The sequence below is a fragment of the Streptomyces sp. KMM 9044 genome (assembly GCF_024701375.2).
Lineage (GTDB): Bacteria > Actinomycetota > Actinomycetes > Streptomycetales > Streptomycetaceae > Streptomyces.
This window is the reverse complement of sequence record NZ_CP113910.1, coordinates 126,899-141,513: the sequence shown is the minus strand read 5'-3', so window position 1 is coordinate 141,513 and position 14,615 is coordinate 126,899. Positions and strand designations below refer to the sequence as shown.

The window sequence follows — 14,615 nt, the reverse complement described above, 5'->3', positions numbered from 1 at the left end:
GCAGATGGGTGTCCGGCGGGGGCATCGACCGGCCGAAGAGGGCGCCGTGCAAGCCCCGGCGGGTGGTCAGACGGTGCTCCTTCGTTCGGCGGCGCCGTCGGGCGTGCCGCCGCCGGGCCCCGCCGCGGGGTGGACGCCGGAGCCGGGGCGGACGGTCCGGGTGACGGCGGGCTTGCGCAGCAGGAGGAGAGCCGCGTCGTCGTGCAGCCTGCCGCCCTCGTGCGTCAGCAGTTCCTCGTGCAGAGCCGCGACGGTGCGCGCCGGATCGTCGTACAGGTGCCGGGCAAGCCCTTCGGCGAGCGGGTAGAACGCGCGGCCGGCGTCGCGGGCCTCGGTGCCCCCGTCGCTGTAGAGCAACAGCTGGTCCCCGTCGCCGAAGGGCAGCACCTGGAGGCCGGGGGCCTCACCGGCCAGGGCGCGCAGCCCCAGCGGGGGCGCCGGCTGCTCGGACTCCGCCGCCGTCACGCCGGCTCCCCGGACCAGCAACGGAGGCACGTGCCCGCAGTTCACCAGCTTCGGACGTCCGGTTTCCGGGTATCCGGCGACCACGGCGGTGACGCAGTCGTCGTTGCCGAGGTTGCGGGCCAGACTCCGCTCGATCCTGCCGACGACGTCCAGCAGGTCGGGCTCGTCGCAAGCCGCCTCGAGGAAGACACCGAGGACGGGAGCCGCAGTCCCCACGGCCGGCAGACTCTTGCCCCGGACGTCGCCGACGATCGGCCGCACCCCGTGAGGGGCGGGAATCAGGGCGTAGAGGTCCCCGCCGGCCCGGGCCTCCGCGGCGGCGCTGTAGTGGACGGCCACCTGGAAGGGGCCGACGGCGGCAGGCGGCGGTTGGAGAAGGGCGTGCTGCGCGGTCTCGGCGACGGAGCGGACGGCCGTGAGGACACGCTCGCGGCGTGTGCGCACCGCCCCGGCCAGGCTGCTGGCCAGGGTGACGCTCGCCAGTACGGCGACCAGATTTCCACCGGTCACCCCGTCCCTGACCCCGAGTACGACGCTCAGCAGCGTGGCGAGACTGGCGGGATGAACGGCCTCGCCGCACGCCCCGTCGGGTCAGGGAACAGCCCCGGGGCGGACCGCGAGGACCGCGATGTCGTCGTCGCTGCCGGCGGCCAGTCCGATGAGCAGCTCGTCGCAGAAGACGTCGAGGGGTTCGTGGGCCAGCCCGGCAGCGTGTCCGCGGAGCCGGTCCAGGGCGTGGTCCAGGGATTCGGCGCGGCGTTCGATGAGGCCGTCGGTGTACAGCAGCACGGTCGAGTCGGCCGGGATCGCGTCGTTGGCCTGGGGACGGACCAGCGCGGGGTCGACGCCGAGCAGCAGCCCCGCCCCGTCCTCCAGGTAGCGGGTGCGGCCGTCCGGGCTGACGAGCAGCGGCGGCAGATGGCCCGCGGACGAGTGAACGAGCTCCCAGAGGTCGGTTCCGAGTTCCTTGATCAGACCGTAGACGCAGGTGGCGGTGGTCTCTTGACGCAGGGTGTGGTTCGCCATGTCCAGGCGGCGCAGGACCTCCCCCGGCGGCTCCTGCCGGTCCACGGCGATACCGCGCAGCATGCTGCGCAGCTGGCTCATGGCGATGGCTGCGTCGAGGTCGTGCCCGGCGACGTCACCGATGACCAGCGCCGTGTCCCCGTCGGGCAGGGCGAAGCAGTCGTACCAGTCGCCGCCGACCTCGGCCGTGGCGGAGGAGGCCGCGTAGCGGGCGGCCAGCCAAAGACGCGGGATCTCGGGCAGCGGCGGCAGGAGCGAGCGTTGAAGGCGTTCGGCGATCGTCCGCGTCTCCTGGTGGAGGCGGGCGTTCTCCACCCGCAGGGCGATCGCGCGCGCCAGCTCGTCGACCAGTGGCAGATCCCCCTCGGTGAACGGCCTTCCCTGCCCCATCCGCGCGATCGTGAGCGCGCCGATGACCTTTCGGGGCGACCGGAGCGGGACGACCACCGCGCTGTTCGCACCCAGCCTCCGGAACAGCTCCACGTAGTGGGCGTCCAGCGGGCTCGGGGCCCGGCCCGGGGGCGGGGGCTCGCTGAGCAGCAGGGGACCCGCCCCGCGCAGCGCGCGGGCCAGCGGCCCCTGGGCGGTCTCGGAAAGCGGCGGAAGCCGGCCCTCGTACTCCGCGGGCCACGACCCCTGGGGAACACGGTGCACGACGCAGACCCGCTCCACCTCGTCCTGTGCCGTGAAGAGGTCCACCAGGCACCAGTCGGCCAGCCAACGGGTCAGGGCCCGGCCCACCCTCCGCAGGCCCTCGTTCAGGTCCGCGAGAGAGCTCAGGGCGGTCCCCGTGTCGGCCAGCAGGGAAAGCCGTTCCAGCTCGGATGCGCCGCCGGCCCGGCCCACGCCCGTTCTCCGGTCCTGCCCGGGGGAGGCGGACCAGAGGGCTCCTCCCGCCTCCCGCCGGGCCCCGGGCCGCATCCGGCCGGGCGGACGGGCCGGGGGCGACGGCACCGATCCCCTCGGGGAGAACTGGGCCACGAACACGGTGCGGCCGTCGGCGGTCTCCTGACTCTCGACGAACAGCCGGACGGGGACCAGCTCACCGTCGCGGTGCAACGCGGGGAGCGGCAGTGACCGGCCCAGGATCCGTGGCCGCCCGCTGAGCAGCAGGGACGTGAACGCCACGGTGTGACGCTTGCGGAGATGCTCCGGGATGAGCGTGGTGAGCGGCTGCCCGATGAGATCGTCCACGGGCCAGCCGAGCAGGTCAGCCGCCGGTCCGCTGACCGCGATGATCCGGTTCGACTCGTCGGCGGCGATCATCGCGACCCCGCTGGCCTGCACCTGACCGGCGTCCCACAGCACCGGCTCCGAGGCACCGGCGCCCGGTTCCCGGGGCATCACCGCCCACGCAGTGGGGCGTTCGCCGGCGAGCTGGCCGCCGATCTGGTCGAACAGCCACTCCTGGAAGCCCCGGCCACGCGGCAGCGCCGGCAGCGTCAGCAGACGCTCGTCCCGGGCGGCCTCCTCGGCCACGTCGAGAACCGAGAGCAGGGTCTTCACCGACGCTCCGGCGTCCGACGGCACCCACAGCTGCAGAGCTCCGAACTCCGTCTCGGCGTGCTGCTGCCGCAGCGTGGCAGCCACCCCCGCACTGATCACGTCGTTCATGTCCAGGGCGACCGCGAGGTCCTCCGCCGTCACACCCGGCACCTCCCCGGCGGCCAGGGCCAGAACGACCTCGTTCAGCAGCGTGTGCCGGTGTTGTATGCAGGTCAGACAGAGCGCCGCCGGTACATCCAGGAGTGTCACGGTCTTGCCCCGCCCGGGACAGGACGTGGCGGTCGCCCACCCGTCCGAGGGAGGCGGCGACGTGGGTCCCTCGGGCCACAGCTCGAACCACACCGTCTTGACCGCGTCGCCGATGTCGACGCCGTGCCGGGACGCCAGCCGCTCGACCAGAGCCAGCCCCTGGCCCGTACCGGTGTACGCGGGACCTCCGTAGGGCACGAGCCCGCGCTCCGGCCGCCGGTCGCTCACCCGCACCAGGACTCCGCCGTCGCCCGTCCGGGCCGTCACCTCGATCTCGGTGCGTGCGTGCAGCACCGCATTCGTCACCAGTTCGCTGACCAGGAGCTGAGCGGTGTCCACCGTCCCCGGTGCGGCGTCGCCGAGCTTGGCCCGCACGAACCGCCGGGCCTCCGCCACGCTCTCCGGCTCCGGGGGGAACCGCTGTGAGGGTGCCCCGGGGGCATTGAGATCGCCCATGGGTTCAGTCTGCCCCACGGCCCCCTACCCCGCGTGCACACTCACCCGCCCGCCGCGCGGCCGATGGGTCCGTGGGCCCGCAGCGGGCCCACCTCGTACGGAACCAGGAAACCGGCCCCGGAACGCGGAACACAGAACCCGGGATCCTTTCCGGAGGACGTCATGGCGAGGCTCGCGTTGCACGGGTCCGTGTCTCGCGACGGTTTCCTCGGCGGTCCGCCGCACCGCCGAGCTCGCCGGCTCCTGGGGCGCCCCCACGGCGGAGTACCGCGCGCCGGCCGGTGTGACCAGGCATCGTAGCGATGGTGACCGGGCGGCACCTGCCCGGCGTGGCCAACGGCCGGGAAGCGTACCGGAGCCGTGGCGGGAGCGACGCCGGCGGTCAGGGCCTCCGTGCTCGGCCCGGCCGACGAGGCGGCCGTGGACACCGCGTTCCGGACCCGCGTCGGGCCTGCCGTTCTGGCCGGGCGCTTCGGTCGAGGGTGATCCGCGCGGCGACCGGCAGATGGTCGCTGCCGGTCTCGGGCAGGGTGCGGAGGTGGCGGACGGCGGCCGAGCGGGCCATCACCTGGTCGATACGGGTCAGGGGCAGCGCGGCGGGGAAACTGAGGGCGAAGCCGCGTTCCGCCACGTTCATCGAGGAGGTCAGCAAAGCCAGGCCGCGGTCGTCGACGGTGCCGTTGAGATCGCCCAGAAGGATCACCGGCTCCAGTTCCTCGGCATCGATGGCCCGGCCCAGCAGACGGGCACTCTCGTCCCGGTCGGCAGAGGCGAGGCCGCCCGGGACGACCCGGATCGAGGGCAGGTGCGCGACGTAGGCCGCGATGTCCCCGTGAGGGCTGCGGACCACGGCCCGCAGCCCTCGGCTCCACGGCTCGGTGATCCCCCGGGGCTTGATGTCCAGCAGCCGGGCGCCGGTGAGCGGGTGCCTCGACCAGAGGCCGACGGTGCCCCGGACCTCGTGGTACGGGTAGCGCCGGGCGAGTGTCCGCTCGTAGACCGGCAGTGCCGCCGGCACCAGTTCCTCCAGCGCGATGAGGTCGGCGCCGACGTCGGCCAGGGCGCGGGCGGTGCCCGCCGGGTCGGTGTTCTCGTCACTGACGTTGTGCTGCACCACCACCAGATCCCGCGCACCGGCCCGCGGTTCGGGCAGCAGCAACCCGCCGAAGAGATACGTCCAGGCGGTCACCGGCAGCAGCAGGGCCAGCAGTGCGGTCGCCGAACGACGCAGCAGCGCCGCCGCGAACAGCACCACGACCACCAACCCGAGCCAGGGCAGGAACGACTCCAGCAGACTGCCCACCCGGCCCACGGAGTTGGGCACCGCGCGGTGGAACACCAGCAGTCCCGCCGTCAGTCCCGAGGCCGCCGCGATCACCCGTCCCCGCGTCCAGACCGACCCGCCGCGAGCGCCCCACCGTCCGTTGCCCACCCGTTCCTCCCCGCTGTCCCGACGCCCCGCCCACACGATCCTTGTCCTCAGGACGTGCTCCCGCGTGGCGCGGGTTCCATGCTCGGTCACCTTCCGGTTCCCCAGTCACCAGAAAGTGCGTTCTTCCATGTCAGCAGCGACTCTCTTATGGTTTCCGAGTAACCAAAGGTGACCAGGACCGGCCGCCGGGACCGTCACCGGCCCGACGGCGGGGAGCCCACGGGCTCACAGCACAAGGAGGCAGACAGCATGGCCATCACCCTGATCAACCCCGAAGGGCTTCCGGAGATCGACGTCTACCGGCAGGTGGCGATCGCGTCCGGTTCCAGGATGGTCTTCATCGCCGGGCAGGTCTCCTGGGACGCCGTCGGCGTCACCGTCGGCGCGGACGATCTCGCCGCCCAGGTCGAGCAGTGCTACCTCAACGTCGCCACCGCCCTGGCCGCGGCCGGCGCCACGTTCGCCGACGCCGCGAAACTGACCGCCTACGTAGTCGACTGGACGCCCGACAAGATGGCGCAGTTCATGGAGGGCGCCACCCGCGCGGCACAGAAGCTGGGAACCACCCCGGCGGCGCCGGCCACGCTGGTGGGTGTACAGGCACTGGACATCCCCGACCACCTGGTCGAGATCGAGGCCGTCGCGGTCCTGGACTGAGGCCCGTAGCGGTCCGCGACCGCGGGCCAGGACGTCAAGAACAGTTACGGCCCCGGGCACGCAGACCCCGGCTGCACTCCTCGAATCCGTGCCGAAGCAGCCGCCCCGGAGGGCGCGTACGACGGCCTGCGGAAAACGCAGCCCCGAGCGGGCGGGAAGAGGGTTGCCCGCCCTCGCTGGAACCGGTCGACGGAGGAGGGGGACGACGGTTCGGCTGCCGGTGGCCGGGGCCGGGGCACCAGGGATGGTGCCGATACCACGTACGCCGCCAAGGGAGGTCGCGCGGAGCCCTTTTCACCGGGCACCGCCGATACCACCGGAACCTTTCCTTCTGCCCTCTCCCGTCATGCCCCCCGGAGTGCTGCCGCCGTCACATGCCGTGCATCAGACACGGAAGACGTCGAGGAAGCTGCTCCAGAACCCCTTCTTCCGTCCCGACTCCTGCCGGGCCGGGGCGGACGGCGCCACGGCCAGGGGCTGCTCCGCACCGGGCAGCGAGGCACGGCTCTGCAGGGCCGCCGCCATGCGGGTGGCCGGTGACGGGCCGAAGGTCGCGGGCAGCGCCACCAGGGCCCGGTGGAACGGTCCCGGCCGCCACTGCAGTTCCTCCCGCGGTACGGCCAGCGCCAGGTCGGGCAGTGCGTTGAGCAGCCGCTCGATCGCGGTGGTCGCGATCACCGTCGCCGGGTCCTTGGCGGGGCATGCGTGCGGTCCTGCCCCCCACGCCAGGTGTGCGCCCTTGCTGTGCGTGCGGCGGGCCTCGGCGAGCGCGGGGTCGCTGTTGGCACCCGCGAAGGAGATGACGACCGGGGTGTTGGCCTCCACCACATGGCCGCCCAGGTCGACGTCCTGGACCGGGTAGTGGGTCGCGTAATTGGCGATGGGCGTCTCGTTCCACAGCACATGATCGAGGGCCTCCTCGATCATCATGCCGCTCTGCCGGCCGCCCTCGCCGGACAGCAGCAGCAACAGGGCGTTGCCGATCAGATTGCGCTCGGGTTCCACTCCGGCGCCCATCAGCACCACCAACTGGTCCTTGAGTTCCTCGTCGGTCAGCCCGGCCGGGTGCTGGATCAGCCACGAGGTGACGTCGTCATCCGGCTGGCGCCGCTTGAGGGCGATCAGCTCCATGAGGCAGGCGTTGAGGTCCTCGTTGGCGCGCAGGGCGTCCTTGCCGTCGAAGATCGCCGACATCGCGGCGGTGAGGGTGTCACCGATGTCCGCGGGGCAGCCGAACAGCTTGTTGAACAGCAGCAGCGGCAGCAGCTTGGCGTAGTCGTTGAGCAGGTCGGCACGACCCCGCTCGCTGAACTGGTCGAGCAGGTAGTCGGCGATCGGCTCCACGTCGCGGCGGACCCGGGTGAGGTTGAGCCGGGACAGGCTGTCGGTGACCGCCTTGCGCAGCCGCAGGTGCACCGCCCCGTCGGTGAACAGGCAGTTCGGCCGGTACGCCATCATCGGCAGCACCGGGTTGTCCATCCCGATGCGTCCCTCGTTCAGCGCCTTCCAGCGGCGGGCGTCGCGGGCGAAGAGCTCGGTGTTCTGCAGGACGCGCAGCGCCATCTCGTGCCCCACGACCAGCGTGGCGTCCGCGCCGGGGGCGAGCTCGACCGGACCGGCCGGAGCGTGAGCCCGCAACCGGTCGTAGAGCGCCTGCGGATCGGCGGCGAACGTGGCGTCGTGCATGGGGCATCTGCTGCCTGTGGGCGCAGATGTCTGCTGAAGATCCATGAAGTCTTCCTTGGTGAACCGGGAACGGCCGTTCCCGGGCGGGGTGGGCGCGGTAGTCAGGCCGCACGCTCGAGCAGATGCCGGACGAGCGCGATCAGTGCCTGCGCGGAGGACCGCTGGTCGCGGGCGTCGCAGTAGACGACAGGGGTGTCCGGGAGCAGGTCGAGCGCCTCACGCACCTCCGCCTCGCCGTAGGTGTCGGACGGGTTGAAGGTGTTGACGGCGATGGCGTACTCCAGGCCGTACCCCTCGACGAGGTCGATGACGGGGAACGTCTCCTCCAGCCGCGCGGGGTCGACCAGCAGCAGAGCTCCCAGCGCACCGCGGGCCATGTCCTCCCACAGCTGCATGAAGCGCTGCTGTCCCGGTGTGCCGAAGAGGTACAGCACCAGGTCTTCGCTCAGCGTGAGACGGCCGAAGTCCAGGGCGACCGTGGTAGTGGTCTTGCCCGTCACGCCCCGCAGGTCGTCGACGTGCACGGAGGCCTGGGTCATCTTCTCCTCGGTGCGCAGCGGAGTGATCTCCGACAGAGAACCGATGAGTGTCGTCTTGCCCACGGCGAAATGCCCGACGACGAGGATCTTGGCGGCGTTGGTCACCGCGCTGGAGACGTAGATGGAGCCCTGGGCCGTCTCAGCTGATGAGGGATTGGAGTCCATGCAGAACCTTCTCGAGGGTCGCTCTGTCAACGTTCTGGGCTCGGGGCGGCTCGGCGCGGTGGAGCAGGTGCCCCTGCTCGAACAGGTCGGTCAGCAGCAGGCGGGCCACCCCGACCGGCAGCCCGAGGTGACCGGCCACCTCGGCCACCGACAGGTAGCCCCCCGAGCACAGGTCCCAGATCGCCGTCACTTCGGGCCCGGCCCCGAGCGGAGGAGTCCGCTCGGGAGCCAGCGTGACGAGGGTGTGCAGTGCAAGATCGTCCGAGGACGGCAGGCTCCGGCCACCGGTGATGACGTAGGAGCGGACGAAGTCGCTGGAGACGGACTCCTCCTCGCCGGGAGCCGTCATGAGCCGCCACCGTGGTCCGAGCGTGGTGCGACGCTCATCGCCTTGCTGAGCGCCACCACCGTCTTCTGCATACGGAACGACACGGCTTCCATGTCCACGTCGGGAGCCGCCGAGACGGCCAGGTAGGCGCCCTGCCCGGCGGCGCTCAGGAAGATCCAGCCGCCGTCGTACTCGAGCAGTGTCTGCTTCCAGACACCCTTGCCCGAACCGACGAAGCCGGAGACCGCGCGGCTGAGCGACTGCATGGAACTCATCGCCGCAGCGTTCGTCTCCGCGTCGTCGCGCGAGATGTCGTCCGAACGCTGCAGCAGCAGGCCGTCACCCGAGACGAGGACGGCGTGACGGGCACCGCGCACCTCGAGCACGTCGTTCAGCACCCACGACAGGTCGGTGTTCACTGCTGATCAGGTCCTTCCATGGTGTTCGTGATCCGACCGAGCTGGGTGCCGCGGGCGAACGCGCCGAGGCGCGACGCGGTCACCCCGCTGGCCTGCTCGGACGTGGGCTCGTCGGTAGTGACCGTGGCGTCCGGCGAGGGCACCACCGAGATGGGGCCCTGCCGTCGGCGCCGCTTGGGAAGTCCTCCGTTGGTCTTGCCCACCACATGGGAGGGACCCACCGGCACGGGAGCGAGCCGCTGCGGGGCGGCCTCCTCCCCGGAGGTCTCCTGGGTGGGCACGGCAGGTGCGGGCGCTTCGGCGGCAAGGAGACTTTCCGGCACACGGATCACTGCACGCACTCCGCCGTAGGGGGACACCGAGCCTACGGAGACGGCGAAGCCGTACCGCGCCGCGAGCATGCCGCACACCGCGAACCCGAACCGGGGCGGATCGCCCAGCCCCGTGATGTCGACCGCACCCTCGGGGGACAGCAACGCCGCCGCCCGGTCCTTGGTCTCCTGGTCCATGCCCAGTCCGGCATCGTCGACGATGAAGCACACACCCGTCGGGACGGCCTGGATGTTGACCTCGACCGGCGTGCCCGGAGCACTGTAGGTGGTCGCATTGTCCAGCAGCTCGGCCAGTACGACGGCCACCGGTTCGACGGCCTTCGTGGAGACGGAGACACTGGCCTGGGCATGGATGCCGACCCGGTCGAAGTCCTTGATCCGTCCCTGGGCGCTGCGCGCCACGTCGTACACGGTCGCCGCGCCGTCACGCCGGCCCAGCCATCCGCCGCACAGTACGGAGATGCCCTTGGCCCGTCGGCTGAACTGGCTGCCGGTGTGGTCCACCGACATCAGGTCGGCGAGGACCTCGGTGTCGTTGCCGTACTTCTTCAGCAGTTCGTCGAGCAGCAGCTGCTGCTCCTCGGCGAGGGACTGCAGCGTTCCCATCGCCGACTTCAGTACGGCCTTGGTCGACGACTCGGCATCCGCACGGACGTCGGCGAGGTCGCCCTGGTGCCGCGCGTTGAGCGCGGTGATCTGCCCCTGCTGCTGGGCGAGCTGACCCTGGGTCTGCCCCAGGCTTGCTTCCAGGTCCTTCCTCGTTCTGCGGAGAGCCAGATTGGTTCTCCGCGCCCTCATCACTGCGAACGACGCAGCGATGAGCACTACCAGCAAGATCCACAACAGTGGATCCCGGATCAATGACGTCATGAGACTCTCTTCAAGTCGCATCGTGCCGGGAATGCGGGAGGTCCGCCGATCCGCACAGAGCGACCCGGCCGCCGAACGGCTCGGGCCCACGGGCGGACCACACCTCACTCCCTGGCGATGGGGCCTTAGAGACTGTCCCCCGTACGCGTTCATGACGCGCCGTCAGTCTACTGAAAGTTCGATGATCTTATCAGCTGCATATGCACAAAACCCATGCCCTCTCACCCACTTGGCGACCCTCACCAGACCCTCACACGCCTGTCTTCCGTACGCCGCCGACACGGAACGCGTGTCGGCGGATGCGAGGGAAACCAGGCCGGAACCAACAGGGAACCCGGACGGAACCCTAGCGGAACTGCTCGCGGAAAAACGGACTGACGGGACGTCCGGTTATCGGTCCCGGTGCGCCGCCGGGTGCGGATCGGCGAGCCGTCCAGCAGTACGATCCCGCCACCCTTTCGAGCGATCTTCTTCAACGCGCGGTCCAGGCGCGGGGCGCGGGCGGCCGGCAGGCCGACGACCTCGCGGACCCAGCGGGTGACCGTGGTGCGGTGCACCCCGTTTCCGCCGGCCAGATCGCCGGGCCGCTGGTCACAGCGCAGTACTGCGAGCACGATCCCCGCGATCTTCCCCGCGGGCAGGGCCCGCCATGGTGAGCCGATCTTCTCCAGGTGGCCGCGTAACAGGATGGCGAGGTAGTTCAGGATGGCGCTCGACAGCGGCAGGCGGGCAGTGCAGACAAGGCCGTCAGGGCCCTCGGCGCGAGGGCTGTTCTTCTTCACACCAGACTCAACTGCCGCCGGGGGCCCGCCGGTTACGCCCCGACGGCCGTCATCCCGGCGCAGATTACCGGCGTGCGGTGAACCGTCCGTCGAGCCGCTTGTGCAGCCACCCACGGTCGGCGAGCTTGGTCATCTTCGCCCGCAGCGGCTCCAGCTTCCCGCGCAACCCCACCTCAAGCCCCAGCTCCTCGCCCACCGCCCTGACCTGCACCGGACCATCGGCGGCCCGGACGATCGCCAGGATCTTGCGGTAGTCATCGGGCAGCCCGGTCTCGTCCGGGGCATCGCCGCGGTGCGGAATCAGCAACACCGCACGCCCCGCCACCTGCGCTTTCACCGGAGCCACCCGGGCGGCGGCCTCAACCTCGGCCCGGTCCCGTTCGGCCAGTCGGTGCAGCACCCGCCCGGCGATCACCAACTCGGCACTTCCCCCCGCCTGGTGGACACCCGACGGCCGGCCCCGCCGAGGGCCGGCAGAAGGTGGATCGATTATGGTGATGAAGGTCTATTCGCCCGAGTTCAAGGCGGATGCGGTCGCGCTGTACCTGTCGGACCCGAGCCACACGTGTGAGGGCATCGGCAAGGACCTCGGCGTCAGCCGCGAGACGCTGCGCAACCGGGTGCGCTCCCACCGCACCCGCGCCGCCACAGGCCACGGACCGAACACCGGCACCACAAGTACAAGGGATGGCAGCACGGTGGCGAAAACAGCCACGCGCGAGGACCTGGAGACCGAACCGACCGCCCTGCGCGAGCAGTTGAAGGACGCGCGCAAGGAGAACCAGAAGCTCGCCCAGGAGCGCGCCATCCTGCGAAAGGCGACGAAGTTTTTCGCCGCCGAGATGAACTGGTGAACCGCTTCCAGTTCATTGAGGACCACCACAAGACCTTCCCGGTCAAGCGGTTGTGCGAGGTGCTGGACGTCGCCCGCTCCAGCTTCCACAAGTGGCGGGCCGCCCAGCCGGCCCGCGCCGAGCGGGAGCGCGCGGACGCCTCTCCGGCCGAGCTGATCGCCGGCATCCACACGGAGTCGGGCGGTACCTACGGCTCGCCCAGGATCACCGCCGAGCTGCGCGAGGTGCACGGAATGGAGATCGACGAGAAGAAGGTGACGCGGGTGATGCGCGCCTTCGGCATCGCCGGATACCGCAAGAGGCGCCGGCACGTCACCACCATCCCGGACCCCTCGATGCAGCCGGTCCCGGACCTGTTCCGGCGGGACTTCACCGCGGATGCGCCGAACATCAAGCACATGGACGACATCACCTGCCTGCCGGTGGGTGACGGAGAGTTCCTGTATCCGGCGACGGCGATCGACGGCTTCAGCCGCCGGGTGGCCGGCTCGTCGATCGCCGACCACATGCGCACCGAGCCGGTCGCCGACCCCCTCACGGGGGGCGCGGCGCTGCGCGGCGGCCTGAAAGATGCCGTCTTCCACTCCGATCACGGAGCGCAGTACGCCTCGACCGAATTCGCCGCTCCGTGCGGCGAGTTGGGCGTCACCCAGTCGATGGGTGCGGTGGGCACCTCGGCGGACAACGCGGCGTGCGAGTCCTTCCCTGCCACCCTCAAACGGGAGGTGCTCCAGGACCGGCGCCGCTGGCAGGGCACGGAGCAGTGCCGCGGCGAGGTGTTCCGCCGGCTGGTGCGATACAACTCACTTCGCCGGCACTCGACCAACGGCCAGATCAGCCCCGTGGCCTACGAACATTCACAAAGTATGGACCTTGCCGCATAAGTACACGAAACGCGTCCACTTCGCGGAGGGAAGGCCCGTCAGGATGTGGCCTCTACCCGGGGCACCATGGACGCCATGCCGAAGACATCAGCGCGACTGCTGGCCCTGCTCTCTCTCCTCCAGGCGCGCCGGGACTGGCCGGGGGCGCTGCTGGCCGGACGGCTGGGCGTCAGCCCGCGCACCGTGCGCCGCGACGTCGACCGGCTGCGCGAGCTCGGCTATCCCATCGAGGCCGTCAAGGGACCCGACGGCGGTTACCGGCTCGGCGCCGGCACGGACCTCCCTCCGCTGCTGTTCGACGACGAGCAGGCCGTCGCCCTCGCGGTCGCCCTCCGGACCGCCACCGTCACCGGCGCCGGCATCGAGGAGGCCGCGGTGCGCGCGCTGAACACCGTCCGCCAGGTGATGCCGGCCAGGCTCCGCCACCGTGTCGACACCCTCCGGGTCACCGCCGTCGAACGGCCGGGAGCCGGCCCGGACCTCCAGGCCGACAGCGGCGTCCTCATGACGCTCGGCGGCGCTGTCCACGCCCGGGAGGTACTGCGCTTCGACTACACCCCCGCCTTCTCGTCCCGGCACGGCGGACAGGTCCCCGCAGGACCCCCGCCGCGCCGGGTGGAACCGCACCATCTCGTCGCCCGGGGCGGACGCTGGTACCTCGTCGCCTGGGACCTCGACCGCGACGACTGGCGCACCTTCCGCGTGGACCGGATCACCCCACGTACCCCCACAGGCCCCCGCTTCACCCCGCGTGGACTGCCCGGAGGCGAGGTCTCCCGCTTCGTCGCCGCCAGGTTCCGGGGCTCCGGGGACTCGGGGGAGTGGCCCTGCCGCGGCGAGGTGATCCTCGACCTGCCCGCCGCCGAGGTGTCCCGCCACGCCCACGACGGAGCCGTAGAGGAACTCGGCCCGGACCGCTGCCGGCTCACCCTGGGCGCGTGGTCATGGGCAGGCCTCGCCGCCACCGTCGGCCTCTTCGACGCCGGCATCGAGGTCGTCGGCCCGCCCGAACTCAGGGCCGCCTTCACCCGCCTGGGCCGCCGCTGCACAGCTGCCGGTGCGGCCGTCCCGCCCACCGCGCCGGCCACCCCCGTGCCCGCACAGCACAACGGCCCCACCCCGCCCCGAAATTCGCTGGACAACTCCTCTGCCGCAGAAGAGCGTTGACGGAGTGAAGCAGGAGAACCTCTGGGACGACGACGCCCAGCGCTACGACACGCCCGGTACCGGCATGTTCGCGTCCGAAACCCTGCGGCCGGCCGTGGACCGGCTCGCCCGGCTCGCCCGGCTCGCCGAAGGCGGAGCGGCGCTCGAGTTCGCCGTCGGGACCGGCAGGGTGGAGGTGCCCCCCGCCGAGCGAGGCGTTCCCGTCACCGGTATCGAGCTGTCGCGCCCGATGGCGGAGCGGCTGCGCACCAAGGCGGACGAGGCGACGATCCCGGTGGTCATCGGCGACATGGCGACCACCGCCGCGCCGGGGGAGTACCGCCTCGTCTACCTTGTCTACAACACGATCGCCAACCTGCTCACCCAGGCCGAGCAGGTCGAGCGCTTCCGTAACGCGGCCCGCCACCTCGTCCCTGGTGGCCGGTTCGTGGTCGAGCTCTGGGTGCCGGAGCTGCGCAGGCTCCCACCGGGCCAGGCGGCCACGGTCAGGCGGTCCGAATCCGGACGCATCCTCCTGGACACGTACGACGTCCTGCACCAGCGGGTGGTGTCGCACCACTTCCGGTTCGACGGGTCCCGGCAGGCGCGGCTGGACCGTACCCCGCACCGTTATATCTGGCCGGCCGAACTCGGCCTCATGGCTCAACTCGCCGGCTTCGGCCTGGAGACCAGGCACGCGGACTGGACGGGCGCCTCCTTCACCGTCGAGTCGCGCTCCCACGTGTCGGTCTGCCGTCTGCCGTCTGCCGTCTGCCGTCCGCCCGCATCCGCGTACCCGGCCAAGCCTTCGGCCGAGCC

11 protein-coding genes and 3 pseudogenes are annotated in these 14,615 nt (G+C 71.3%); 4 read left to right on the top strand and 10 right to left on the bottom strand.

Features of this window, described 5'->3' with window-relative positions; genetic code table 11:
- Nucleotides 1–66: 66 nt before the first annotated feature.
- The 3 genes and pseudogenes from HUV60_RS00655 to HUV60_RS00645 all read right to left on the bottom strand — a co-directional run.
- A pseudogene (locus HUV60_RS00655) lies at nt 67–1,017 on the bottom strand (PP2C family protein-serine/threonine phosphatase); the annotation flags it as partial.
- A gap of 39 nt (nt 1,018–1,056) precedes the next feature.
- Nucleotides 1,057–3,702, bottom strand: coding sequence for a SpoIIE family protein phosphatase (locus HUV60_RS00650; protein WP_257852966.1), 2,646 nt, complete (start codon nt 3,700–3,702; stop codon nt 1,057–1,059).
- A 481-nt stretch (nt 3,703–4,183) separates the two neighbouring features.
- Nucleotides 4,184–5,134 (bottom strand): annotated as a pseudogene (locus tag HUV60_RS00645) (endonuclease/exonuclease/phosphatase family protein); the annotation flags it as partial.
- Between the two features lie 249 nt (nt 5,135–5,383).
- On the opposite strand from HUV60_RS00645, the gene HUV60_RS00640 reads away from it, so the two are divergent.
- The gene (locus HUV60_RS00640; protein WP_257852967.1) at nt 5,384–5,791 is read left to right on the top strand and encodes a RidA family protein; all 408 of its coding nucleotides are present in this window, start codon (nt 5,384–5,386) and stop codon (nt 5,789–5,791) included.
- A gap of 384 nt (nt 5,792–6,175) precedes the next feature.
- Here HUV60_RS00640 and HUV60_RS00635 read toward each other — a convergent pair whose 3' ends face one another.
- The 7 genes from HUV60_RS00635 to HUV60_RS00605 all read right to left on the bottom strand — a co-directional run bounded on the left by HUV60_RS00635 (nt 6,176) and on the right by HUV60_RS00605 (nt 11,327).
- The gene (locus HUV60_RS00635) at nt 6,176–7,477 is read right to left on the bottom strand and encodes a cytochrome P450 (protein ID WP_257852969.1); all 1,302 of its coding nucleotides are present in this window, start codon (nt 7,475–7,477) and stop codon (nt 6,176–6,178) included.
- 101 nt (nt 7,478–7,578) lie between these two features.
- The gene (locus HUV60_RS00630; RefSeq protein ID WP_257852970.1) at nt 7,579–8,181 is read right to left on the bottom strand and encodes a GTP-binding protein; all 603 of its coding nucleotides are present in this window, start codon (nt 8,179–8,181) and stop codon (nt 7,579–7,581) included.
- A complete protein-coding gene (locus HUV60_RS00625; RefSeq protein WP_257852972.1) occupies nt 8,156–8,530 on the bottom strand; it encodes a DUF742 domain-containing protein in 375 nt (124 codons plus the stop codon). The genes HUV60_RS00630 and HUV60_RS00625 overlap by 26 nt, the downstream gene beginning before the upstream one ends.
- Nucleotides 8,527–8,928 (bottom strand): roadblock/LC7 domain-containing protein, encoded by a 402-nt coding sequence (locus HUV60_RS00620; protein WP_257852973.1) that lies wholly within the window; start codon nt 8,926–8,928, stop codon nt 8,527–8,529. The genes HUV60_RS00625 and HUV60_RS00620 overlap by 4 nt, the downstream gene beginning before the upstream one ends.
- Nucleotides 8,925–10,130 (bottom strand): ATP-binding protein, encoded by a 1,206-nt coding sequence (locus HUV60_RS00615; protein WP_257852974.1) that lies wholly within the window; start codon nt 10,128–10,130, stop codon nt 8,925–8,927. Before HUV60_RS00615 ends, HUV60_RS00620 begins: the two co-directional genes overlap by 4 nt.
- A 239-nt stretch (nt 10,131–10,369) precedes the next feature.
- The gene (locus tag HUV60_RS00610) at nt 10,370–10,912 is read right to left on the bottom strand and encodes a hypothetical protein (protein WP_257852975.1); all 543 of its coding nucleotides are present in this window, start codon (nt 10,910–10,912) and stop codon (nt 10,370–10,372) included.
- A gap of 64 nt (nt 10,913–10,976) precedes the next feature.
- Nucleotides 10,977–11,327: a hypothetical protein gene (locus HUV60_RS00605; protein WP_257853199.1), complete on the bottom strand. Its 351-nt coding sequence runs from the start codon at nt 11,325–11,327 to the stop codon at nt 10,977–10,979.
- A 76-nt stretch (nt 11,328–11,403) separates the two neighbouring features.
- On the opposite strand from HUV60_RS00605, the gene HUV60_RS00600 reads away from it, so the two are divergent.
- From HUV60_RS00600 to HUV60_RS00590, 3 genes and pseudogenes are all read left to right on the top strand, one after another.
- Nucleotides 11,404–12,650 (top strand): IS3 family transposase gene (locus tag HUV60_RS00600; RefSeq protein WP_257852976.1). Its coding sequence is split into 2 segments (ribosomal slippage): nt 11,404–11,740 and nt 11,740–12,650, totalling 1,248 coding nucleotides; the frame shifts between segments, so codons are not numbered across the junction.
- Between the two features lie 75 nt (nt 12,651–12,725).
- On the top strand, nt 12,726–13,817 hold the full coding sequence (locus tag HUV60_RS00595; protein ID WP_257852978.1) for a helix-turn-helix transcriptional regulator: 1,092 nt from the start codon (nt 12,726–12,728) through the stop codon (nt 13,815–13,817).
- A gap of 64 nt (nt 13,818–13,881) precedes the next feature.
- Nucleotides 13,882–14,562, top strand: a pseudogene (locus tag HUV60_RS00590) (class I SAM-dependent methyltransferase); the annotation flags it as partial.
- Between the last annotated feature and the right edge of the window lie 53 nt (nt 14,563–14,615).

Excerpts from the sequence above, each read along its gene's own strand:
- HUV60_RS00650 (WP_257852966.1), bottom strand. The coding sequence starts at position 3,702 with ATGGGCGATCTCAATGCCCCCGGGGCACCCTCACAGCGGTTCCCCCCG.
- HUV60_RS00630 (WP_257852970.1), bottom strand. The coding sequence starts at position 8,181 with ATGGACTCCAATCCCTCATCAGCTGAGACGGCCCAGGGCTCCATCTAC.
- HUV60_RS00615 (WP_257852974.1), bottom strand. The coding sequence starts at position 10,130 with ATGACGTCATTGATCCGGGATCCACTGTTGTGGATCTTGCTGGTAGTG.
- HUV60_RS00595 (WP_257852978.1), top strand. The coding sequence starts at position 12,726 with ATGCCGAAGACATCAGCGCGACTGCTGGCCCTGCTCTCTCTCCTCCAG.
- HUV60_RS00625 (WP_257852972.1), bottom strand. The coding sequence starts at position 8,530 with ATGACGGCTCCCGGCGAGGAGGAGTCCGTCTCCAGCGACTTCGTCCGC.
- HUV60_RS00635 (WP_257852969.1), bottom strand. The coding sequence starts at position 7,477 with ATGCACGACGCCACGTTCGCCGCCGATCCGCAGGCGCTCTACGACCGG.
- HUV60_RS00640 (WP_257852967.1), top strand. The coding sequence starts at position 5,384 with ATGGCCATCACCCTGATCAACCCCGAAGGGCTTCCGGAGATCGACGTC.